The 24,546-nt window shown below is 45.4% G+C and carries 17 protein-coding genes and 2 pseudogenes; 13 read left to right on the forward strand and 6 right to left on the reverse strand.

The features are described from left to right. Nucleotides 1-27: 27 nt before the first annotated feature. Entirely contained in the window at nt 28-1,269 is a 1,242-nt protein-coding gene (locus QUB56_RS15755) for an HhoA/HhoB/HtrA family serine endopeptidase (RefSeq protein WP_332956308.1), read from the reverse strand. Between the two features lie 209 nt (nt 1,270-1,478). Here QUB56_RS15755 and dnaA point away from each other — a divergent pair, with 209 nt between their 5' ends. Together dnaA and QUB56_RS15765 are read left to right on the forward strand one after the other, a co-directional pair. Then, nucleotides 1,479-2,852, forward strand: coding sequence for a chromosomal replication initiator protein DnaA (gene dnaA / locus QUB56_RS15760; protein WP_332956309.1), 1,374 nt, complete (start codon nt 1,479-1,481; stop codon nt 2,850-2,852). Nucleotides 2,853-2,953: 101 nt separating this feature from the next. Further along, nucleotides 2,954-3,115 carry a hypothetical protein gene (locus tag QUB56_RS15765; protein WP_332956311.1) on the forward strand — a complete coding sequence of 54 codons (162 nt, stop codon included), beginning with the start codon at nt 2,954-2,956 and terminating at the stop codon, nt 3,113-3,115. Nucleotides 3,116-3,118: 3 nt separating this feature from the next. On the opposite strand, the gene QUB56_RS15770 is transcribed toward QUB56_RS15765, so the two are convergent. After that, on the reverse strand, nt 3,119-3,265 hold the full coding sequence (locus QUB56_RS15770; protein WP_332956314.1) for a hypothetical protein: 147 nt from the start codon (nt 3,263-3,265) through the stop codon (nt 3,119-3,121). A gap of 164 nt (nt 3,266-3,429) precedes the next feature. Between QUB56_RS15770 and dnaN the strand changes: the two genes are divergently transcribed. Beyond that, nucleotides 3,430-4,569: a DNA polymerase III subunit beta gene (dnaN, locus tag QUB56_RS15775; RefSeq protein ID WP_332956315.1), complete on the forward strand. Its 1,140-nt coding sequence runs from the start codon at nt 3,430-3,432 to the stop codon at nt 4,567-4,569. Between the two features lie 223 nt (nt 4,570-4,792). Here the strand turns inward: dnaN and QUB56_RS15780 are convergent, their stop codons facing one another. After that, entirely contained in the window at nt 4,793-6,232 is a 1,440-nt protein-coding gene (locus QUB56_RS15780; RefSeq protein WP_332956316.1) for an ATP-binding protein, read from the reverse strand. A gap of 1,109 nt (nt 6,233-7,341) precedes the next feature. Between QUB56_RS15780 and QUB56_RS15785 the strand changes: the two are divergent. Then, a pseudogene (locus QUB56_RS15785) lies at nt 7,342-7,624 on the forward strand (permease); the annotation flags it as partial. Between the two features lie 318 nt (nt 7,625-7,942). Here the strand turns inward: QUB56_RS15785 and QUB56_RS15790 are convergent. Together QUB56_RS15790 and QUB56_RS15795 are read right to left on the reverse strand one after the other, a co-directional pair. Beyond that, on the reverse strand, nt 7,943-8,602 hold the full coding sequence (locus QUB56_RS15790) for an FAD-dependent monooxygenase (RefSeq protein ID WP_332956338.1): 660 nt from the start codon (nt 8,600-8,602) through the stop codon (nt 7,943-7,945). Between the two features lie 45 nt (nt 8,603-8,647). Then, nucleotides 8,648-9,160 (reverse strand): annotated as a pseudogene (locus QUB56_RS15795) (FAD-dependent oxidoreductase); the annotation flags it as partial. Between the two features lie 788 nt (nt 9,161-9,948). Between QUB56_RS15795 and QUB56_RS15800 the strand changes: the two are divergent. From QUB56_RS15800 to QUB56_RS15840, 9 genes are all read left to right on the forward strand, one after another. After that, nucleotides 9,949-11,028 carry a permease gene (locus tag QUB56_RS15800; RefSeq protein WP_332956317.1) on the forward strand — a complete coding sequence of 360 codons (1,080 nt, stop codon included), beginning with the start codon at nt 9,949-9,951 and terminating at the stop codon, nt 11,026-11,028. 193 nt (nt 11,029-11,221) lie between these two features. Continuing rightward, nucleotides 11,222-12,010, forward strand: a complete 789-nt coding sequence (locus tag QUB56_RS15805) for a TIGR03943 family putative permease subunit (RefSeq protein ID WP_332956318.1) — start codon at nt 11,222-11,224, stop codon at nt 12,008-12,010. A gap of 185 nt (nt 12,011-12,195) precedes the next feature. Beyond that, nucleotides 12,196-13,572 (forward strand): oligosaccharide flippase family protein, encoded by a 1,377-nt coding sequence (locus QUB56_RS15810; RefSeq protein WP_332956319.1) that lies wholly within the window; start codon nt 12,196-12,198, stop codon nt 13,570-13,572. 1,196 nt (nt 13,573-14,768) lie between these two features. Then, a complete protein-coding gene (locus QUB56_RS15815) occupies nt 14,769-16,136 on the forward strand; it encodes an oligosaccharide flippase family protein (RefSeq protein ID WP_332956321.1) in 1,368 nt (455 codons plus the stop codon). 168 nt (nt 16,137-16,304) lie between these two features. Then, entirely contained in the window at nt 16,305-17,870 is a 1,566-nt protein-coding gene (locus QUB56_RS15820; RefSeq protein WP_332956322.1) for a hypothetical protein, read from the forward strand. Nucleotides 17,871-18,119: 249 nt separating this feature from the next. Continuing rightward, nucleotides 18,120-18,686, forward strand: a complete 567-nt coding sequence (locus tag QUB56_RS15825; RefSeq protein ID WP_332956323.1) for a hypothetical protein — start codon at nt 18,120-18,122, stop codon at nt 18,684-18,686. Between the two features lie 1,071 nt (nt 18,687-19,757). Continuing rightward, nucleotides 19,758-21,188, forward strand: a complete 1,431-nt coding sequence (locus tag QUB56_RS15830; protein ID WP_332956325.1) for a transposase — start codon at nt 19,758-19,760, stop codon at nt 21,186-21,188. Nucleotides 21,189-21,244: 56 nt separating this feature from the next. Then, nucleotides 21,245-22,600, forward strand: coding sequence for an ATP-binding protein (locus QUB56_RS15835; protein ID WP_332956328.1), 1,356 nt, complete (start codon nt 21,245-21,247; stop codon nt 22,598-22,600). A gap of 107 nt (nt 22,601-22,707) precedes the next feature. Beyond that, entirely contained in the window at nt 22,708-24,084 is a 1,377-nt protein-coding gene (locus QUB56_RS15840; RefSeq protein WP_332956331.1) for an ATP-binding protein, read from the forward strand. Here QUB56_RS15840 and QUB56_RS15845 read toward each other — a convergent pair. Beyond that, a complete protein-coding gene (locus tag QUB56_RS15845) occupies nt 24,076-24,495 on the reverse strand; it encodes a hypothetical protein (protein ID WP_332956332.1) in 420 nt (139 codons plus the stop codon). The genes QUB56_RS15840 and QUB56_RS15845 overlap by 9 nt on opposite strands. Between the last annotated feature and the right edge of the window lie 51 nt (nt 24,496-24,546).

Consider the following 24,546-nt stretch of genomic DNA (forward strand, 5'->3'; position numbering starts at 1 on the left):
TCCTTCTTCCTTCTTCCTTCTTCCTTCTTATCGAACTTTTTGAATCGGCAAACTCCCAGGTTTAACAGTCAAATTAACTATTTGCCCGTTGCGGTTAATTTCCATTTGCAACAGACCGCCAACCTTAGCATTTTGCACGAACTCCTGAACAGCTTCCGACTGAATAATCGGCTGATTATTAATTTTTTGAATCACATCTCCAGCCCGCAAACCTGCTGCTGCTGCGGGAGAATTAGGAACAACGCTAACAATAGCCACACCCCGATCGACTGCAACTCGCAGGCTGCTGTTAGCATTGCTGTTAATTTGCTGCTTAACCTCCGGAGTCAGCGTCGCCATTTCAATGCCTAAATAAGCGTGTTCGACTTTCCCCGTCGAAATCAGTTCCTTCGCCACCTGTTGGGCCGCCTGAATGGGAATCGCAAACCCCAATCCTTGAGCACCTTGAATAATTGCCGTATTCATGCCAATAACTTCGCCCGAAGCATTCAGCAGCGGACCGCCGGAATTCCCCGGATTAATTGCAGCGTCTGTTTGAATAAAACCGATCCGCTTGTCGGGTACGCCCACATCAGAGCTCGATCGCCCCGTAGCGCTAATAATCCCCGCAGTTACGGAATTGTCCAAACCCAAAGGATTGCCGATGGCGATCGCCCATTCCCCAGACAACAGCTTATCCGAATTGCCGATCGCCACCACAGGCACATTATTCGCCTCAATCTTCACCACAGCCACATCCGTCACCTTATCCGCCCCCAACACCTGCCCCTGAAAGCTGCGGCCGTCCTTGAGAGTTACATTTACCGTATCGGCTCCCTCTACAACGTGAGCGTTAGTGAGAATCACGCCGTCGGCACCGATGACAAAACCCGAACCAGTGCCCCGTTCGATCCCGCCCCGGCCGCCCGAATTCGGTTCTATGCCCAAAAAATCTTCCGGCGACAGCCCTCTATTTCCCGGTTTCACCCGGCGCGAAGCATCGATCCGAACCACTGCCGGGCCAACTTTTGCCACAGCAGCCACAATAAAATTCACATTAGCCGCGTCGCCCGACAAGGAAGCCGGCGGCAAGACTTTGCTAACTCGATCCTTTCTATTAGGAGGCAGTTGCAATTTCGGTTCCAGGGCCCTTTGTCCCGACTCGCCAGAATTTGCACGAAATTGAGAAACCGTCAGACGATCGCCCAACATAGCGGCCCCGGCTCCCGTTACCAGCAGCAATATGTAAATTGCCGGTTGCTTCCAAAATTTGCCAGTAGAACTCTTCATGGCGACGTTTTTAGGCTTTCCTGCCAAATCTAAATATTTGCCGAGCCGATCCCCGATACCTGGCGCAGGGCTGCAGAGCCGCCAAATTTTTGGGCGATGGCGTCCCGCCCCGCAAGCTACGGCAGACTCCCTTAAACTTTAGCATCTGAGAACTAAACTCTCTAGACTGTAGAATTAATATCTTGAATGCCGATCGGCAGAGGTGAGCAGTGGACATTCCCCTCGAAAGTCTGTGGAATCAGATACTTGAACGTCTCCAGTTACAACTGAGCAGACCTAGCTTTGAGACGTGGATCAAAACTGCCAGGGCCGAACAACTCGAAAATAACTGTTTGATCGTCAGCACCCCCAACCCCTTTGCTCGCAATTGGTTGCAAAAATATTACGTCAAAACCATTGCCGATGCAGTCGAAGAAATTCTCGGCTATCCCGTAGACATTTACTTGACAATTGCCGGAGGAAACGAAACAGGCGGCAGCAGTGACTCCGCCATGATTTGGCCGTCCCCCATCGCCGCCGATGTCCCGGAAAGCCACTCGCTTCACCCCCCCAAACCCGCCAATTTAAACCCCAAATACCTATTTTCCCGCTTTGTCGTCGGTTCTAACAACCGCATGGCTCACGCGGCCTCCCTGGCGGTAGCCGAGTCTCCTGGCCGAGAATTCAATCCCCTATTTTTGTGCGGTGGCGTTGGTTTGGGCAAAACTCATTTGATGCAGGCGATCGGTCATTATCGCTTGGAAATTGACCCCAACGCCAAGATTTTTTACGTTTCTACTGAGAAATTTACTAACGATTTAATCGCCGCAATTCGCAAAGACAGTATGCAAACTTTCCGCGACCATTATCGGGATGCCGATGTTTTATTAATAGATGATATCCAATTTATTGAAGGCAAAGAATACACTCAAGAAGAATTTTTTCACACTTTTAATACTTTGCACGAATCCGGAAACCAAGTAGTTTTAGCTTCCGACCGTCCGCCACAGCAAATCCCCCGCCTGCAAGAGCGTTTGTGCTCCAGATTTTCGATGGGATTAATTGCAGACATTCAATTGCCCGACTTAGAAACTCGGATGGCAATTTTGCAAAAAAAAGCTGAGTATGAAAAAATGCGGTTGCCGCGAGATGTCATTGAATACATTGCTTCTAGTTACACTTCCAACGTTCGGGAATTAGAAGGTGCCTTGATTCGGGCGGTAGCATATCTTTCAATTACCGGCTTGCCGATGACCGTGGAGAATATCACCCCGGTTTTGAACCCGCAAACAGAAAGCGTAGAGGCAACTCCCGATGCAGTAATTGCAGTTGTGGCAGAGGCGTTTGATGTTTCTGTTGAAGATTTGAAAGGCATTTCCCGCAGGCGAGAAATTAGTCTCGCCCGTCAAATAGGGATGTATTTAATTCGGCAGCATACTGGTTTGAGTTTGCCGAAAGTTGGCGAAGTGTTCGGCGGAAAAGACCACACCACCGTGCTTTACAGTTGTGACAAAATTGCTCAGTTGCGGAACACTGACCCGAATTTGGCCCAAACTTTGCGTCAGTTGAGCGATCGAATTAACGTTGTCAGCCGCAAAAGTTGATCGCCCGCCCTTGGGCCTTGGACCCATGGGAAGCTATCAACCCGGTTTCTTCCTGAATTCCTCGCGACCAAATATCAGATTTCTTGCGAGAAACCGGGTTTATGACTTTGGCACTCCCACCCTCGATATTGCCTGTGGAAAAACCTGTGGAAAATTTGCCCGGAGTTTGTGGAAAACTTTACTCGATCGCTCAAAATAGTTTTTGCACCCAAACCGACGGGCGATCGACCGCACCCGCTTTTCCACAAGTTTTCCACAGGTAATTCCTAGCGAAAACTGACGCCCAGCAAGCAGTTAACTTTTTTTTCCACAGTTTCCACAGGGCGATCGCCCAAAAATACTTCTATAAAATAAAAAAATAGGCGATCGCTTCGCACCCGAAACAGATAGTTCGCGACGCGCGCTGAGCTCATAAACCGGGTTTCTAGGAAGATTGCTCATTTTTACAGACCAAATTTTGCGTAGAAACCGGGAATAAGCGCCCATCAGAGGAGCCCAGACATAGAAAAACCGACCCGCAGGCTTTCTGTGATACCATTTGTTTCTGTTTCAAATCCGGTTAATAAACCTTCCACCCATGAAATTGGTTTGCAGCCAAAGTGACCTCAACGCCAACCTCTCGTTGGTAAGTCGGGCCGTTCCCTCCCGCCCGACACATCCGGTACTAGCCAACGTGCTCTTAGTAGCGGATGAGGAAAATCAGCGGGTTAGCTTGACAGCTTTCGATCTCAGTTTGGGCATTCGTACCAGCTTTGCAGCAGAAGTGACTGGCGGCGGCAGTTTTACCATACCCGCCAAATTACTCAACGATATTGTTTCGAGACTCCCAGATGGAGAGATTACTTTAGAAGACGAAGCGGGGGACACAGTAGCATATCTCACGTGCAGTTCTGGCAGCTACCAAGTTAGAGGCATGGGCCCGGAAGAATACCCCGAATTGCCCGCAATCGAAGCCGGAACAATCCTCAAATTGCCACCCGAAGCCTTGATAGAAGGACTCAAAGGAACTTTATTTGCTACTAGCCCCGACGAAGCAAAACAGGTACTTGCAGGCGTGCATTTAAAGGTATTGCAAGATTGTCTGGAATTTGCAGCTACAGACGGCCACAGATTGGCAGTAGTTCAAACTGCAAATGAAAAAGGCCAAGGGGAAGAAACCGAGGAAGAATTTGAAGTGACAGTTCCCGCTAAAGCATTGCGGGAAGTAGAAAGAATGCTGGTGATGCGACAGTGGACTGAACCTGTCACCTTGCATTTTGAACATGGTCAAGTAGTGTTTGAATGGGCCGACCAGCGACTGACAACTCGCACCTTGGAAGGGCAATATCCCGCCTATCGGCAGTTGATTCCGCCGTCTTTTGAGCGGCAAATTACCTTAGAAAGGCGATCGCTCTTAGCAGCAGTAGAAAGAATTGCCGTTTTTGCAGACCAAAAAAATAATATTCTCAAATGTAGCATCGACGAGGAGAATCAGGAAATTACTTTGTCTGTAGACGCTAAAGATGTCGGCTGTGGCAAAGAGTCAATGCCCGCACAAATTTCGGGAGACAGCATAGATATTGCTTTCAACGTAAAATATCTGATTGATATCTTAAAAACGGCTCAATCCCCAGAAATTCAACTGCAATTAAACGGTGCTTTAGCCCCCGTAATTTTCCAGCCTTTGGGTGGAGTCAATGCTACATTCTTGGTGATGCCAGTTCAGCTAAGAGCTTAAAAAGAGTCATTAGTCATCAATCAACAGTCACCAATCACCGATAGTGCAACCGGACTCGCTCTAATTAATCTGCGTTAATCTGTGTTAATCTGCCCTCATCGGCGGTTAAAAAAAGAGAATTTATTAACCGCAGATGACAAGGGATTGACGCTGATTCACGCAGATGCAGAGAAGAGAGATAGGAATAATTCCGATGCTAACAGATTTGATATGACTTATTGCTTCAAATCAATGGCAACAAAATTTCAAATTCAGTACCCGTACCGGGCGTAGAATGCAAATTTAACTTGCCCGCATGCTTTTCCGTAACAATTTGATGGGTAATTGCCAACCCCAAACCGGTACCTTTTCCCGCTGGTTTAGTGGTGAAAAATGTATCAAAAATTCGCCGCTGAATTTCGGGCGGAATTCCCGGCCCGTTATCAGAGATTCTGATGGCTATCCAAGCGTTATTTTGATTGTTTTTCGCTGCTTCTAGGCTGAAGTCGCCGTTTTGGCTGGCGGAGGATAGCTGTTTTGAATTTTGTCGATCGCCCCTAACATAATTTTGAATTAATTCCGAATTCACGCAGTCTCCGTCAGAACTGTCTATTACCTCAGTCTCAATAGTAATCGCAGGCACAAAAGCTTTTTCTCCTTTTGCCTCTTCCAAAGCGTCGATCGCATTGCTGATGATATTCATAAATACCTGGCTCAACTGACCAGAGTAACACTTGACTAAAGGCAAATCACCATAGCTTTTAACTACTTTAAACCCGTATTTGAGACGGTTTTTCATAATTAGCAGCGTACTGTCAATACATTCGTGGATGTTCGCTTCTTTCAAGTGGGTTTCGTCCATGTGAGAGAAGGTGTGCAGGCTGGTGACGAGTTCGGCCAGCCTCTCTGAGGAAACTTTCATACTTTTGAGAATTTCCACCCAATCTTCTTGCAAAAAATCAAATTCTATGTCTTTTTTAAGTTCGTCAATTTTTTCGCTGTCACCGACAATCTGTTCGTAAGCAGACAGCAAATCCATGATGTCTTTCGAGTAGTTGGACAAAAAGCCGATATTTCCCCTGATGCAGGTAACGGGATTTCTAATTTCGTGGGCGACTCCAGCTACCATCTGTCCCAAACTCGCTAGTTTTTCGGTTTGAATTAGTTGAGATTGAGTTTGCTGCCTCAGCAATTTTGTCGCTAGTTCGTGAATGTTGGATTGGGCTACTAACAGTTCGTGCACGTCTAGCAAACTATAAGTTTGAGGCGACAATTGAACGACAATCGGCTCGTACAGCAGTTCTTTCGATCGCAACAGCGACTTCCTCGCTGCATCCACAATTAAAGTATTGCTGGAAAAAATTAAACTCTCAGTTTCGGCAAAGCGGTACAAAGCCTTCACAGGTCGCTTTAAAAATAATTCTCGCCCATAAGGACGGCTGATAAATTCTAAAAATCTCCGCCGAGAAATCATACCCGCAAATTCACCTTGATGGGTCACAATGACTCCTGGTAACAGCGGATTAGCTTCTAACATTTGGGAAATTTGCATTCCCAAATCCATAGCTTCTACCTGAAAATCGTAAAGCGACAATTCTTGGAGAGTAGAGTCTAAACAAAGTTCTCCGATGGCAGCCTGGGACGTGGCTGGGACTGGTCTTTCTACGCAGGAGGTATTTAACATAAATTTATCAGCACGCTTTTTTGGGGTTCTATTTGCCAGCAGACATTCAGCTACCAAAGGTCAGCCGGTGAGTTGCTGAGTGCTTTGACCGGCATCCCCCTGGCAAACTGCCTTTTAAATTACACAAAAAACTGACGGTCGTAAAAAGGATTTTACCACTTAAAGTATTAGGCAAGATTCAGTATCGCTGAGATAAATACCCCTGGTAATTATACCTAACTTTATTTTATACTAACTTGAGGAGTATTAACGCTTGGTTTGATTATTTAACTATTAATTAATCTTGAGTTCTCGTCTTAACCTATTGTTAATAAAATTACATAGCTGAAAAAGATAATTAAGTGACAATAGAGGCAAATAGGAATTGCCCGATCGCGCGATGCACCCCCTCAGGAGACAAGTTAAAAGCACAAATTGGGTCGATCCCGCCTCGCCGTCGAATGTACCGCTGGCTGCGCGTCCCTGAGTTTTAGCCCCGCGAGTGTCGCGGGGCGTCGGGCCCGGATCGCCCGCTACGGCATTGGAGGCGATATCACCATAGCTTTGTAGTCAGGAGTTTACTCCTCATAAAATTCTCTCGGACTGAAGGCAACTCGGGACACCGCACCGTGCCCTTTCCCTACCTCAAAATAATCAATCTTCCTCGATGAAAGATGTAACCATCGCCCGATTAATTTTCGGGAAACGGCACCGCGCCGTGTCCTGACTGTCGGTAATCTCAATTCCGACACCACCGGATTGGAGAGCGGGTAAAAATCTTGAGCTTAATTCCAAGTAATTTAACAACTTCAAATAATTAAAATTCTCAACAGTGATTAAATTAGAACTTCTACAAATTCCCACAAAAACAAGCTATTAATTATTTTTGAATTAATTATATGCCACGGGTAAAAAGTAGGAATACGTATATATTCTACGCGATATCCGTAGGGAAACAGCCAGGCATCGCGTCCTTACCGGGAGCGGCGACTTTTAATGATTGGTATAAGATAGACGATTGCAGTAAAAAAGTTTCCACTGAATCTTAACTTAGCGCTGTGCTTTGGTACGCTCGACAGGGGCTCTGCCAAAGACGTGTAACTAGATAGACATTTACCAGTAGGCGATCGGTGCAACCCGCCCTAACGGATCAGTTAAACAATGCTTTTACCCTGTTTCTCAGCTTGTTAGTAGAGGCAATACCTTTTCTGCTGCTGGGAGTTTTATTCTCAGGTTTGCTGCTGGGGTTTGTAGACGAACGCCTGCCTCGTATCCCGCATCCCGCGAAACCCGCTGCTGGGGGCTTTGATGGGCAGTTCGATCGGCTTTTTGTTTCCCGTGTGCGAGTGCGGTAACGTACCCGTAGCCCGCAGGTTACTGATGCAGGGAGTGCCCGCACCAGCCGCGATCGGCTGATGTGAGCGCTCAAAGATGTCAAATGGGTTCTATAAACCTGTCTTTAACCCAACCTAACAATCTGGAAATGGAGATTTTTTGGGGTCAGGATGTGGAATATCTAGTTTCGGATCTGCTTCTTTTGGTAACAATTGCGCCGCTTAGAAAACTTTTAAGTGAATGAGATCGTAGCGAGAGCGGGCGCTTTCAACTTTCGCGGCGCGGAAAAAAGCTCGAACAGTCGTGTTAAGGCTTGTCGAATAAACATCTCCAAAAACTATTGTAGGGCAGGCATCCTGTCTGCCTTTGACCTTATTTTTAGGAGATGTCTAATGATTATGTTGCTGATATTTCCATCCAGGGTTTCAAACGCGATTCACTATTTGGGTCATACCCATAAGCCCAATTCTGAAACTCTTCCAAAGCGACCCGTTCTCGCGCCGCTTTTTCTGGGTATTGTGTTCCTGTGTCCGTTACATAGAAGCGCTGCTCGGCCAAAGCACTTCGGGCTTGGAGCACTTGGGTACGCGGGATGCGTCGCTTCTCATAGGTGGTCAAGGCTTCTGCGATGCTGGACGACTGGGAAAGACATTGAGCCAGTTCGTAGGCATCTTCAAAAGTGCTATTAGCTCCATGTGCCAGCGAAGGGGACATTGGATGGGCCGCATCCCCTAGAAGTGTCACCCGTCCTTGGCTCCAACTCTTCAAAGGCAGGCGATCGCAGATAGGCGAAAATACAATCTGCTCCGGATCGGTAGCTCCCACGAGCCCCCTGAGCGGTTCCCACCAGCCGGAAAATTGATCGACGATGCGAGACTTGATTTCTGCTGCACTCTCATGCACAGCAGGTTTTGGCATCAACCCCCGTACCGTCCAACATCTATAGCCGCCACCCACATCGAAGAAGTAAATTAATTTTTGCTCTCCCTTCATAAAAATCAGTTCATTGGGATTGAGCAGTTCGTGGTTATATTCGATCACTGCCCGCCAAGACATACTGCCCAAATAACGAGGTGCCCCATCACCGATCAGGGTTTTTCGCACTGGGGAGTTAATCCCATCTGCACCAATGAGCATGTCTGCCCGTACTGATTTATCCCCATCAAAATAGGCTGTCACCCCGTTCTCATCTTGTTCAAAGCCGATGCAGCGATAACCCAAGTGGATCGCTTCCGGGGGGAGTTCACAGGCCAAGACTTGCTGCAAGCGCCACCACCAAAAAAGCAACGCTGGCTACCCGTATTTCTCCTGGTGGGTAGCTGTGCTTTGTGTGATTGTCTCTCCTGTATGTTTTGTGAAAACACTCTGATTTAGTTGGGAGCTGGCGCGTTTGAGATTCTCGACGATACCAGCAGAGATGGCATCAAGGGAGTTTAAGCCGTTAGAAAATAGAGCCAAACCCGCTCCCACTGGGCGAAATTCTTTGGCTCGTTCATAGACATGGGCATCAATGCCTTGTTTTCGTAGGGCGATCGCCGTTGCCAAACCTCCAAGCCCACCACCAATAACTGCGACTTTGTCAACAACAGGACGGCTAACTTGTTTGATTTCCATGTTCTGTACCCGATCGATTGATGATTCTTGATGCCTATTTGGGAAGTCTTAATTAGAAGCTCCACGCTCTCGAGCAGCATCCGATGCCATAACAGTTCAGATGCTTTTTGCATGGGCTGCTGAATGCTGAGCGAGAGCGTGGCTAGCGATCGCGAGCTTACACTATTTTGGTGATGATTGGCTACCGCTAGTGATGGCAATTAACGCATTTTGGTGCTTGAGCGTGTTACTGCGAGGTAATAAACTTGGTTTGTGACCGATCGCAATTTTAACCAGCATCAGATGTAACTGGTACTCGAATGTCTATTTTCCCGAATGGACAACTGGGTGATGCAGAGTTACCGAGCTTCTTGAGTATGTATTACTCATTATTGTCTCAGATGATTCACTTTCAGCCACTCAACCCGTGTACGCTGCTCCTTGGGGGGTGCGGAATGTGGGCTAGAATATGGCTAAAAGATGTCAAATGGGTTCTCTAAGAAATATAAAGTATAAGCAAGATAGATGCGCCCAGGCAATTAGGGCTGATTTTATTTGAGATTGAGTTTTTGGTATTAACAATTAGTTCCCGACTGTTGCTGCGAGTTAACCGGATTTAAAAAAAATAACCTATTTTTAACACTAATTGAAATTGGTATTGAGTCGGTATTATTTACACAATTCCTTAATTCAAGCAAGAATTGGACAGAGAGCGATTTTTTAACGGAATCTTAACTTAGCGCTGTCATGAGCTATTATTGACAAGAGGTATGCCCAAGATAGCACAGTAATTTACCAGTAGGTGATGGATGCAACCCGCCCTGACAAATCAGTTAAATAATGCTTTCACCCTGTTTCTCAGCTTGTTAGTAGAAGCAATACCTTTTCTGCTGCTGGGAGTTTTATTCTCAGGTTTGCTGCTGGGGTTTGTAGACGAACGCAAACTCGTATCCCGCATCCCGCGAAACCCCCTGCTGGGGGCTTTGATGGGCAGTTCGATCGGCTTTTTGTTTCCCGTGTGCGAGTGCGGTAACGTGCCCGTAGCCCGCAGGTTACTGATGCAGGGAGTGCCGGCACCAGCCGCGATCGGCTTTTTGCTTGCGGCCCCCACAATCAACCCCGTGGTAATTTGGGCGACTTGGACGGCATTTCGCGATCAGCCAGAAATTGTAGTTTTGCGGGTGGTATTTTCTCTGTCTATAGCCACAATTATCGGCTGGGTGTTCAGCGCCCAAAAAGACTTGCGGCCTCTGCTGCAACCCTCTGTAGCCCGCGCGATCCCCCTGCCAAAACCAGAGTTTTCCGAAAAAGATCTCGTCCAAGCCAACTCTCAGTTGCTGTTGCAGTCGGGAACATTTATGCTCGGTCAGCCGGGGGGGGCGGTGCCGATCGAATCTTTGCTAAAAGACGACTGGAAGCGATTAAACACAGGCAAAACAGAAAAAACCTCGAAACGTTCCTCCATGTTCCACCGCGTTTCTAAAGAGCGTCTGCGCCTGGTTTTAGATACTATGGTACAGGAGTTGCGCGAATTGGGAGGAGTGTTGGTAATTGGAAGTGCGATCGCAGCCATCATTCAAGTTGGCGCACCCCGCGAACTAATTCTCAACCTCGGCCAAGGCCCCGTTTCCTCGATTCTAGCCATGCTGCTATTAGCAGCAGTCGTATCGATTTGTTCTACAGTAGATGCCTTTTTTGCCCTGTCTTTTGCTTCCACATTTACCAGCGGCTCGCTGTTAGCATTTCTCGTTTTCGGCCCGATGATTGACCTCAAAGGCATCGGTTTAATGCTGTCAATTTTTAAAGGTCGAGCCGTAGTTTACTTAATCGTCTTGGCAGCTCAGTTAACCTTTTTAATGGCCCTCGCTGCCAACTTGCATTTAGGTTAATAACTTAGCTCGAACAGACAACTAATACCCTTTTCGCTTTTCGCTTGCTTTTCAATTACCTTGATTCACGACACGGAAGTCACAGATATACGGATAGCTGTTTTTTACCTCTTCGTTCTTAGTTATTCCCTTTTCTTCTGCGTTTTTTATTCCTTCAACGTCTCAATTCCCAATTATCAATGACTCTTAAAAAATGACTCTTAAAAAAATTAGCCCCTGGCTGGACGCCCTAGCTATCTTAGCGTGGGGAGTATTGCTCCTCAAATATTGGATCACCGGTAAATTAAGCATTCTCATTCACCCCAATTACTTTGGCTTGACTCTAGCGGGAGGAATCGGCTTAATCGTGATTGGCGGGTTAAAAACTTGGGAACTCTTAAAAGTCGATCGCACCACAAAGCAATCGCGGACATCACCAGCAAATAACTCTCTCAGAATCACAGAAGTTGAACACGTTACTTTATTTCCCCCCAGTATCGGCAGCAGCTTAATGTTGAGCGTCGCATTAATAGGTTTAGTAACAACGCCACGCACATTTACCAGCCAGACAGCATTAGAACGAGGCCTCACCGAATCCCTGCCAATCACCCGATTGCAACCGCAAGAATTTCGCAATACTACAAAACCCGAACACCGATCGCTCATCGAATGGGTGCGATTGTTAAATTTCAATCCAGAACCCGATACATACAAAGGTCAAAAAGTCAAAGTTCAAGGATTTGTAATTCACCCCCCCAACATAGCAGAACAATATATCTGGATCGGGCGTTTTATCATTACCTGCTGCGCGGCCGATGCCTATCCCATCGGGTTGCCGGTAAAATTACCGATCGGTCAAAGCCGCGCCGCCTTTGCCCCAGACAGTTGGCTAGAAATAGAAGGAGAAACGATCGTAGAAGAACTGCAAGGCAAGCGCAAATTAATCATTCAAGCATCCTCTCTCAAACCAATTCCAGAACCAAAAAACCCTTATGATTATTAGACGTGGAGTAAGTATGAGATTAAATTTTACCTTTCTGATTGCGAGATGGACACTCCAGACCCGTCCGACCTATACAAATTAAGATACTGTACAGTCAGCTATAAAAGTTGCAACAGCATCCTGTAGGAGTTGCCAAAAGTAAATTCAGCAACTACACTCGTCATTAGTAAATAAACTATAAGTATATGTCATCCGGAAAAACATTAGCTATCAAAGGTGCAGCCTGGACGATCCTCAGCTATGGAAGCAGTCAAATTATCCGATTTGCCAGCAACCTAATCCTGACGCGTCTGCTTTTGCCAGAACTATTTGGTCTGGTAGGTCTAGCCTACGTTTTCATCATAGGGATCAACTTATTCTCAGACATAGGTCTCGGTCCAAGCATCATCCAGAATAAGCGCGGGGAAGAGCGTCAATTTCTCAACACCGCTTGGACACTGCAAGTTATTCGCAGCATTTTCATTTGGATTTGTTTGATTATAATTACCAAGCCTATTGCTAGTTTTTATGGAGATGATCGTCTCCTGTGGTTGATTCCAATAATAGGTATAAATTCCCTACTAGCCGGGTTCAACTCGACTGCTATATCCAGCCTCAACCGACAGATGGCAGTCAAGAAAGTAGTAATTTTTGAGTTGGGCTTACAGATTGTTTCTACTACAGTGATGATTGTCTGGGCCTGGTTCGATCCCAGCATCTGGGCGATCGTCGTCGGCGGCTTTACTAATAGTTTAGTCGAGTTAGTATGGAGCCATTTTTTGATTCCCGGCAAGTCAAACCGTTTTGCTTGGGATAAAGAAGCAGCTAAAGAAATATTTTCTTATGGTAAATGGATATTTTTGTCTACGGCTTTGTTTTTCTTGTGTTCTCAAGCCGATAGACTCATCCTCGGGAAAATATTTACTTTAACAATGTTGGGCATTTACGGCATCGCTTTTACTCTCGGCGATATGCCGCGCCAAGTAATCATCGCCATTAGCGCCAGGGTGATTTTTCCCTCGATTTCTCTGCTGGCAGAGTTGCCGCGGGAGGAGTTGCGCGCCAAGATACTCAATAACCGCAAGCTAATTCTAATACCCTTAGCCGTAGGTTTAGCAATTTTTGTGAGTTTCGGAGATCAGTTAATTTTAGCACTGTACAGAAAAGAGTATGCGGCGGCCTCTTGGATGATGCCTATCTTGGCTTTAGGTATCTGGCACACCACCCTCTACAGTATGATGGGTTCTTGTCTGTTAGCCGTAGGAAAGTCTCAGTACCAAGCTATGGGCAATCTGCTGACTTTTGTGAATCTATGTATAAGTATACCGCTGGCATACCACTTAAAAGGTAATTTAGGTGCCGTGATTGCTGTAGCTCTCGGCGACCTTCCTACCTATGTAGTAACTAACTACGGTTTGTGGCGAGAAGGACTAACTTCTTTTTGGCAGGATATTCAATTAACAGGGCTGTTTTTAGGGGTGCTGGTCACTCTAATTTGGTGTAGAGTGACTTTTGGTTTGGGTCTGCCAATTGATAAAATATCACCGATGGATTTAATCCCAATCAATCAACTGTTTCAGTAAACAAAAAGGAGATTGTCTGTTATGCCGTCAGAAAATATTAGAATCAAAGTATGGCAATTTATTTTTTTACACATAGGGCTATTGCGAGAAATATCTCGCGCGGCTACGAGGCATACTAAAATGATGTTTTACCATCAAAGAGGTCGCATCATAAATTTATTCAAAGAAAATGAACAGCCGGAAAAAAATGCCAAAAAGTTGGCGCGGCTGTAGCACACATTACATCAGTTGAAAAATCTAAAAATCCACAAAAAGCCGCAGCAAAAATAGAGAGACTCAGGAACACGATAGATGGACTGTTGACGATTTTTGCTCGTGGCAACCTGAGGATTGCGAGCCCAACTCTACGGAACAGGCACGTTACAGCGTAATTACCTGAATATCAAATTAAGTGCATTCAGATACAAGAAAGCCCTGATTGCGACCCCATGTTTGTAGAGTTTAGACTTCAAGAATAATTTGTCGAAACAGTATAAAAAATTGACAGGTTTTTATTCAGAGAAGATGACATTGTTTTCGACGATGCTTTCATTCTATAAAAATTAGAAAATTTTAACCGACAAAGCAAGTATGAGAATACTATTCTTGACCCAAACCGTTTTGAAATGTATCAAGCCCCTAAGAGATTATATAGATTTGACCAAAGCTCAGCAGCTATCGTGGAATCAGCTATCTACTGTAAACATAGAAGGTGTAAAATTTGCTGAGTTTAGCAATAATCCTCATTCTGCATTTTACTATTTGTCAAGAAAGCAGATGAAGCAGTAGATAAAATCAGGTCGCGGATTCAAAAATCAAGTAGTGAAGGTCGAGCGTTGAGATAGTGCAGCCACTTTTTGTCTTTGGGAATGTTTCTCAATATATAAGCCTCACCCGTCAAACTTAAACTATTTTGAGGTCAGGCATTACGATAGCAAATATTCTAAGTTATATCCCGAACCGGAATCGCCGTATACACTGTCAGCGGTTAAGAATAGTTCCAACATACCAATCGTCAAGGATTCCTAAAAGGGTTTTAAGTAGGTCGCCAGTGGAGTTGAGATTTGAGATTTACTCCACAGATGAATCTGGGATATTGAACTAGGGTATAAAATTTTGGGGTTCACAACTCCTGTCGGAAACTTGTACCATTTATAGGAGTTGCCAATACCAAATTCAGCAAGTACACTTGTAATTATAAAATAAATTAGGAGTATATGTCATCCGTAAAAAGACTAGCTATCAAAGGCATATTCTGGACGATTGCGGGCGACGGCATCACTTTTGGCAGTCACCTAACTGTGGCGCGCCTGCTTGGTCCAGAACTATTTAAGCTAGTCAGCCTACCCTACCTTTTGATCGCAGTCGTCAATGCCTTCTCAGACATAGGTCTGAAGCTAAGTATCATTCAGAACCAGCGTGGAGAAAATCCGGAATTTCTCAACACCGCTTGGACAATGCAAGTTATTCGCAGCTTTTTTATTGGGTTGTGTGTAATTTTAGTCACGTTGCCCGTTGCTAGTTTTTATAAAGAACCCGGTCTCCTGTGGTTAATTCCAGCGCTCGGTATAAATACCATAATAGGAGGGTTCAACTCAACTGCTACATCCAGCCTAGAACGCAAAATGGCAGTGAAGAAAGTAGTAATTTTTGAGTTGGGCATACAGATTGTTTCTACTACAGTGATGATTGTCTGGATCTGGTTCGATCGCAGCATCTGGGCAATCATTGCAGGCAACTTGACAGGAGCTTTAATGCAGTTAGTTTGGAGCCATTTTTTGATTCCCGGCAAATCAAACCACTTTGGTTGGGATCGAGAAGCAGCTAAAGAAATATTTTCTTATGGGAAATGGATATTTTTGTCGAGTGCTTTATTCTTTCTATATTCTCAAGCCGATAGGCTAATTCTAGGCAAACTATTTGATTGGAGACTCCTGGGACTCTATGGCGTCGCTTTTAGGCTGAGTGATATGCCGCGCCACGCGTTCATGGGCATAGGCCGCAAGGTGATTATTCCATCCATTTCAATGCTAGCAGCAGACTGGCCTAGCGAGGAATTGCGCCCTAAGATTCTCAAAAACCGTAACCTAATTCTGATACCATTCGCAATAGCTTTAGCAATTTTTGTAAGTTGGGCAGACCAGCTAATGTTAATATTTTACGGGGAGGAATATGTGAAATACTCTTGGATGATACCAATCTTGGCATTAGGAATTTGGCACCGGACCCTCCACAATCTTATGGGTTCTTGCCTATTAGCCTTAGGAAAGTCTCAGTACCCAGCTATGGGCAATCTGCTGACTTTGGTGAATTTATGTATAGGTATACCTCTGGGATATCATTTAAAAGGTAATTTAGGTGCTTTGATGGCTGTAGCCGTCAGTGACATTCCTACTTATGTAGTAATTAGTTACGGCTTGTGGCGAGAAAAACTCAGTTGTTTTTGGCAGGATATTCAGCTAACAGCATTGTTGGTAGGGGTGCTAGCAGCTATAATTTTATGTAGATATGCTTTGGGGGGTGGTCTACCGCTCGATAAATTATCAGCGGCGGATATGATACCGATAAATTCACTATTTCAGTAAACAAAAAGGAGCTAGTGGATATGTCATTACAAAGGATTATAAGAAAAGGAAGTCACTTAAGGAAAAAAACAAGATCGGCATTTGATAGTTAGCCTAAGAAATATTCAATTTAGAATTAAATTGAAAGTTGGCAGTGAGTTGTGACCCAGAATTAGGAGAGACAGATTTGTGAGTATTTTTAACAAAAAAATTAATCTTTCATCCTTCGATATTTTACCATTGAAACAGCCGATCGACCGCATGGCGATCGTCCTCATGCTAGTGCTGAGCGTCTTAATCGGACTGCTGCTGCACAGCGGCGATCGCACAGCACCCAGAGTGCGAGCATTTACCTGGGAAAACAAACAAATCGGCGCCGAAGATACCGGCTTTATCCTCACCTTCTTTCGACCGATGAACCAGTCCAGCGTCGAGGAAAACTTAAAACTAGAACCCCCCCTCCCCGGTAAATTTAGTTGGGCGGGAAGGCGCATGGCTTACACTCTCAAAGATCCAGCACCCTACGGCGTTACCTACACAGTAAAACTCGCCGGAGCAACGGACAAGTATTTCGGAGATAACAACCAAAATAAAGGCACGCCAATGCAACCGTTTAGCAGTTCCTTTCGCAGCCGCGATCGAGCTTTTGCTTACATCGGCGTCGAAGGCGAAACAGAAGGCAGATTAATGCTAGTCAATCTCACCAGCAGCGAATCGAAACCGATACCGCTGACTCCCAAAGATTTAGTAGTAACGGATTTTAAACCTTATCCCGACAGCGATCGCATTTTATTCTCAGCCACAGATAGATCGATCGCCCGTACTCGCGGCACCCTAAATCAAGAACTATTCACAGTCACCACCGGCCTCAACCCCCAATCGGGATCGGAACCCCAACAAAAGCACCCAGCAGGTAGAATCGACAAAATCTTAGACTCCAAAGATTACCAAAACCTCAAATTTGACCTCTCAGCAGACGGAAAAATCATAATTATCCAGCGCGTCAACCGCCGCAATCCCGGCGATTTCAGTCCTTGGATTGTGGAAGAAAAACAAGCGCCCAGACCCTTGGAAAATGAACAAGGCGGAGATTTTATGATTCGCCCCGACAGCAAATCGATGGTAATATCTCAAAAACAAGGATTAGCGATCGTCCCCCTCAAACCCGAAGCAGACCCTGTAGAATTTTTGCCAAAATACGAACAAGTATTGGGCATGGCCCGCGACAACTCCGCCGCCGCCTACGTTAAATACAACAGCGACTTTACTCGATCGCTTTTCATCTTAGATAACCAAGGTGCAGAACAAGAAATATTGCGGATTCCCGGCAGCATTATCGCCGTTTATTTCGACCCCCGCAAAGACAAAGACAGCCAAGTCCAGCGTCTCTACTGTTTGTTAGCCCAACGCCTCCAAACAGAAAGTTACAAAGAACAGCCTTTTATCGCCGCCATCGACCTCAAAAAAGAGGGGACTCGTTTGGTAGGAACCATCAAACCGCTGCTGGTTTTGCCCAACCAATTAGATACCCAAATCAGTTTATCTCCCGACGGGCTAGCATTAATTTTCGACCAATCAGTCACAGCAGCAAATCCCTCAGCAGCAGACAGTCCCCGCAACTCGGGCGGACAGTCGATCGCCACGGGCCGCCTCTGGCTGCTACCCTTAGTAGAAATACCCGCCGACGGTTCTCCCGCAAAAGTACAGCCAGAAGAACTGCCCTTTGCCGGCTATCATCCCCGCTGGCTCCCCTAAATCGATTTGAGATTTTAGATTGAGCGATATTGGTAAACATCAATAGGGTAAGGTGATCCTTGCGCACTCGGCGTTGAAATGTGCGATCCGTGCGTACCCTACTTTTACTAAATTGAATGGAGATTTAAGATTTAAGATTTGAAATTGAGTAGACACTAGGCGATACTGGTAAAGATTACAAACTTTGAAACCAACTCACCAGCCTGCAATTTCACATCTAAAACCTCAAACCTAAAATCTAAAAGTCGCATGACTCCCGAAGAAATTAGCAATACCCTTAAAGAGTTATTTGGTGACAGTGTTGAGACCCCTGCAGCCACTTCTTGGCAAGTAGAAACCTCGAAATTTCGCCTGTTAGTCCTCCTTTCAGAAGACGGGACTTGGCTGCGGATTTTGCTGCCGATCGGCGATGCCCAGGAAGCTCAACCATTTTTTGATAAGCTGCTAGAAGCTAACTTTGACACCACCCTCGAAACTCGCTACGCCATACATCAAAACGTTTTGTGGGGAGTATTTCAGCACAGCACGGCTACACTCGCCGCCTCCGATTTCTCGGCCGCCGTCGCCAGACTGCTGGCTTTGCAAGAGCGAGGTTTGTCAGACTTTTTCAGCGGTTTGATAGAAAGCCGCATCCGTCAAATCATCAAAGCTGCGAAGATGCAGGGACAGTCTGTCGAAACTACCCTTCAGACTTTAGACCGTTTCTACGCAGAGGGATTGATGGGTGAAATGGAACTAGGGCGAGAGTCTCGCGAAAACAATCTCGCCGCTTGGCGGTATCAGCTAGAACGCCTCTGGCCTGAGGTGGAACCCTAAGAGGATTTGAGATGGCAGATGGCAGATGGCAGAGTGCCAAAAACTGACGGTCGTCGAGGTGGGAAAGTTGCCTAAAGGTGAATTTCTTTTTAGTGGTATAGCAACCGCGCCCGACGCGCCAGCAGGTTTTTAATTGCACAAACCCATGCAGTCGATTGCTTCTTCCTTCTCTGGCGACGATAACTAAAGCCTTCCATCCGTTACATCCTCTACATCCTCAGAAAGCCAATCCGTTGCCGAACTTCCTTCTGCTGTACAATATGCGGATTTTGGCAACAGGCCCGTGTCTTGACCGTTGAGGCTTCAAGCCACTTCCACAATCGCCAATCCGGGCCCTCGAACCCTCGAAGGATGCCCGTATATTCACTGATAACCTGCGTTCTGTTCTCCAATTCCCTACCAAAATAGGAAAAATAGTATAACAGATAACAACAATCCCTGATAAATTTTTAAGATTTTGGAAAAACACGCGCGAGCCGGTATATCATGGTAAAAAGTTTACAGCAAAGCTCTGTAACTTTCACAAAAGCTTCCATCGTTTAACATTGATTGACAAACAAAATCTTTAGCAGACAATGCTTGTGCGATCGGGTTTTTCCATCGGGTGCTGTTGTAATTAAACAAATTAGCAACTACCCCTAACAATTACCCGTTACCAATTAATAACAACTTAACTCAAAGCTGGTTCGTCCAAGGCGTGTATTTAGAGGGGAGTTAATCGATTTGAGATTAAAGATTAAAGATTAAAGATTAAAGAATTGAAGAAAGCGACCCCACTGATAAATCCGGGGCTCGCGATCGGGATTCGGAGCTTTTTTCTCGCTCCACGAATGAATCCGGGGGCTTGTACCCTGGCTGCTTTCGCTCAAAGGAAGCCTTATAAGCCTCCGTACCCCCAATCAATCACCGCTCAAAAATGAAAGGCGCGCCGGTCCCAGGTACCAAGCCCTCCAATTATATTTCGGGAGCATCTTGATTCTCAATGTACTTTCTAGGAATTGAAACAGTAATACAATCATCACACTGTGACGAAATAGAGTATATTGTAATTAGGTCGAAAATAAGAAGTTTATGCAACTAACCTATAAGTACACACTAAGACCCACTAAATATCAAGCGGTGACGATAATGACTCACCTCGAACTTTGCCGTCGGCAATACAACTATCGATTAGGTGCGAGATTTAAACGGTGGGAATCCAGCCGAACACCCCTCAATGCCTGCCCTTTAACTGCATATCGAGTTTCAGTAGAGGAAATCTACAAGAATATTCCTCTAACTCGACTGCAAACCAGTCAAGGTAGGAAAAAATATGGCTCTGGTAATCACTTAAGAAAAAAGGGTGATGTTTTCTCAAACATTGAGGGTGGTTACGTCCAAGAGCCAACTGTACAGTTACCCGACTTGAAAAACACCAAAAGACTATTTCCTGATTACCAAACCTTGGATGCCCAGGTTGGGCAGGATGTAGTGAATCCTGTGGAAACTTCCTTTCCAAACTTTACGACCCCCGACAAAAATGGCAATCGTAGAGCCAAGCCTAAATTTAAGGGTTTCCATTACTACAAATCGTTGACTTACCCTAAACTAGATAATTTGAATATTATCAAAGATGAGTCAAATAGGATTTGTATCGACCTAGGGAAAGTAGGTCAAGTGCCAATGGTATTCCATAGACCAATACCTACAGGATTCAAGGTTAAGACTGGAACGGTTATCCCAGAAGCACATGGATGGCATATTTCCTTAACTATTGAATATCAAAGAGTTCCTGTAACGGTTGCAGAAATTCACCCGAGCGCAGAAAACATTATGGGTATTGACTTAGGAATTGCTAATGACGTTTATTTATCCAATGGAGAACAAGTCGAAAACCCGAGATGTTTGAGAGCATATGCTGAAAAGTTGGCAAGACTTCAAGCAAAGTTAGCTAGCAGGGTTAAAGGTTCTAAGCCAGGGAAAATCCTTAAAGGCAAGATTTATAAGCTCCCTCAATTTGTAGCTAGAGCAAGCCGGGATTTCCCGTTCAAAACCGCACATAAGTTATTTGATAAGTGTGGGGTTTTGGTGGTAGAGGATTTGAGCCTTAAAAATTGGACTAGACACTCCCCAGTCAACAGTGATATTGAAGACGGCAATTTAGTTTACTTACCAAAGGGTCAAGCAGCTAAGAGCGGTTTGAATAAATCCATACTTGATGCTGCTCAGGGTCAATTTAATACTGTCATCAAATATGTCGCTGGTAAATTAGATAAAACCGTTGTATTCGTTGACCCCAAGGGAACTTTTCAACGTGGGAATTGTCTCTACAAAGGGCATAAAAAATTGTCAGACCGATGGCATTGCTGTCAGTGTGGGGAGTCCTTGGAGACAGACAAAAATTCAGCCAACCCGATCAAAAAGATTGGATTGAATTACGAAAGTGGCGGTACTTCTACGTCACTCAAAAAATCCCTTGCCTCGAGGGAAAAAGAAGCCGGCAGTCTAACGGTACGACCTTGACTGTCAGGTAGGTTAACGTTATCCATCAATACAAGATTATAACAGGGGTTTTATTTATGTTTGCTGTGCGTGAGACTAGCTCGGATTTATCAGTGTTGCCTATACCTGAGATTTGTACTTGGAACATCTCCTTAGAATCAACTCTTCTAGACCTGCCACTCTACAACTGCCAAATTGAATTAACTCAACAGGCAAAAGAAGTAGCCCTGGCTTTTGAAGAAAATTCCCTGCTGCCAGGGGTCATTTTGACAGATAGCGGTAATTTTGTCGGCATACTATCCAGGCGTCTATTTTTTGAAAAAGTTAACTGCCGCTACGGATTAGAAATGTTTTTCAAGCGACCCATAGAGGTATTGTACAAGTTTTCCAAGCCCGAGCCGCTGGTATTTCCCGGCAGTAAATTAATAGTAGAAGCCGCCCAGGAAACGCTTGAGAGAGCAGCAGAATTAATTTATGAACCTGTAGTAGTGGAAGTAGAACCTCAGACCTACAAACTGTTAGATGTACACCAATTAATCGTCGCTCAATCAAGAATTCACCAATTAACAAATAAGTTGCTCAACAAACAAACTGAAGCAAAAGTCATCCAAACAGAAAAAATGGCGAGTTTGGGGAGGATGGTAGCAGAAGTAGCTCACGAAATCAGAAATCCGCTGAACTGTATTTGGGGAAATTTGACTTTTCTGCTGTCCTATTTTGAAGACTTGCTTCAGCTCATGTCGGTTTATGAAGAAGAATATTCGGAACCGTGTCCCCGAATAGATGCCGTCAAAGAACAAATTGACTTTGAGTTTTTACAAACAGATTTGCCAGTCACCTTAGAAGGGATGGAGCTGGCAGCCTCGCAATTGCTAAAAATAGTTAACGGGCTGCACCACTTCTCTCATATGGACGAGACAAAGCCAGTGAAGACAGACATTCACGAATGTGTGGAAATGACGCTGTTAATTCTGAAAAACCGCTTTAAAAACAGCATAGAAGTGGTAAAAAATTACGGCGAACTGCCGCTAGTTAGCGGCTATTCCGGTCAGTTGAGTCAGGTGTTTTTGAATTTGTTAGTTAATGCTCTAGACGCCCTGACAGAGTACGCAGCAGATCGAGAAATACAAACCCAGCCCCGGGACAACTGGCGCCCCCAAATCGAAATTACCACTAAAGTCATAGAAACCGAAGACGGCAAGCGGGTCGCAATTTGCATTGCCGATAACGGGCCCGGCATTCCCCCAGAAAATCAGCAGCAGATATTTGAGACCTTTTTTACCACTAAACCTGCGGGCAAAGGCACTGGTCTGGGGCTGGCAATCTCCCATCAAATCGTCACTGAAAAGCACGGCGGCCAACTTTCACTGCGATCGCAACCAGGCAAGAACACCGAATTTGAAATTATCCTGCCCATAGTTCACAAAATATGATTAACTCAAGAAGCGTCTCCAGGCTCGCTCCTGCGGTGAAATGATAGGCTAGCTTAGTAGTACGCTATCATTTCACTTTCCCAGCGTTTCGGCAACTAAAAGTTCCAGTGGCAAATAAATTCAGTTCCCAACTCCTTGGCCCTTCACTCTCCGAAGGCAGCCCTCAAGACCTTTCCCTAGAGTCTACCCTCTGGGATTTGCCTCTGTATGAGTTTCAGGTTAATTCGAGCTGCAAGACGATCGCAGTTGCCGAAATTTTTGAAGAGCATCCCCTAGTGCCGGGAGTCGTCTTGCTGGAAGCAGGAGAGTTTGCTGGGATGATATCCCGCAGCCAACTCCTGGAATATTTCCTCAAACCCCAGGGCCCAGAGCTATTTTTGCACCTGCCGCTGAAAGTTCTCTACAGTTATGCTCGCGTCGAAATATTATTGCTCGCAGAGACTACAACCATTTTGACTGCAGCTCCAAAAGCTCTGCGTCGCTCGCGCCAATTGCAGTCTGAACCAATCGTCGTCCAAATCGACTCTCAATCTTATCGGCTCTTAGACCCTCACGCGCTAAACATCGCCTACTGGCAAATTCGCGGCATAGAAACTCAAGTCCGCTACGAAAGAGCTCAAACTCAAATGCTTCAAAGCGAAAAAATGGCTAGTTTAGGGCGTTTAGTCAACGGAGTAGCCCACGAAATTTTAGATCCGGTAGGCTTTATTTGGGGCAATTTAACCTACGTCAGCGACTACAGCAAAAACTTGATGGAGTTGCTCTCAGTTTACGAGGCGCACTGTACCGACCCCCCGCCGGAAATAGCACAGCTCAAGGAAGAGATAGACTATGACTTTTTGCAAAACGATTTCCTGCGAACTGTTGCCAGCATCAAATCCGGAGCCGAACGTTTGAGCAAGTTGGCAACCAGTTTGCAAAACTTCTGCCACATCGACGATATTTATCCCAAACCGACCGACTTGCACGCCAACATAGACAGCATAGTTTTGCTGCTCAAAAGTCGTTTGACCAAGGAAATCCAAGTAGTAAAAAACTACGGCGACCTGCCGCCAGTGCCGTGCTATGCAGGACAGCTAAACCAAGTATTTATGAATATTTTGACCAATGCTATTGATACATTAATTAACGAAGCAGTGGCTCAAGAATTGGCGAAAGAGTTTAAAGGTGAACGAGTCAGAGACTTCGATCGCCAGCCTCAAATTGCCATCACAACTCAAGTCTGCTGTCCCGAACCTGCGACCGACTTAGACACACTTCATGTTCGCTGGGTTTCGATTTGCATAGCAGATAACGGGCCAGGAATGTCACCTAGCAAGTACAAAAAAGTTATAGAATCATTCTCTACCCAAAAACGCGCCCTCAAAGAAACGAGTTTAGCAGTTTGCTATCAAATAGTTAGGGGCAAACACGGCGGTGCATTCAGAATGCGATCGGAATTAGGCAGCGGCACCCAATTTGAAATTTTATTACCCTTAGCTTAAAGAAGGAAGAAGGAAGAAGGAAGAGGGAAGAAGGAAGAGGGAAGAAGGAAGAAGGAAGAGGGAAGAGGGAAGAGGGAAGAAGGAAGAAGGAAGAAGGAAGAGGGAAGAAGGAAGAAGGAAGAGGGAAGAAGGAAGAGGGAAGAAGGAAGAAGGAAGAGGGAAGAAGGAAGAAGGAAGAGGGAAGAAGGAAGAAGGAAGAAGGAAGAAGGAAGAGGGAAGAAGGAAGAGGGAAGAGGGAATAAGGAAGAAGGAAGAAGGAAGAAGGAAGAGGGAATAAGGAAGAAGGAAGAGGGAATAAGGAAGAAGGAAGAGGGAATAAGGAAGAAGGAAGAGGGAAGAAGGAAGAAGGAAGAGGGAATAAGTTACAGCGTATTCCTGATTTATGACTGGAGTTGAGACTAAGACAGACAAAAAAGGTGCATTAGTGTAAATTGAATGCACTCAAGAATGACAGCTCTCGAA

It is taken from the genome of Microcoleus sp. AR_TQ3_B6 (assembly GCF_036702785.1).
Lineage (GTDB): Bacteria > Cyanobacteriota > Cyanobacteriia > Cyanobacteriales > Microcoleaceae > Microcoleus.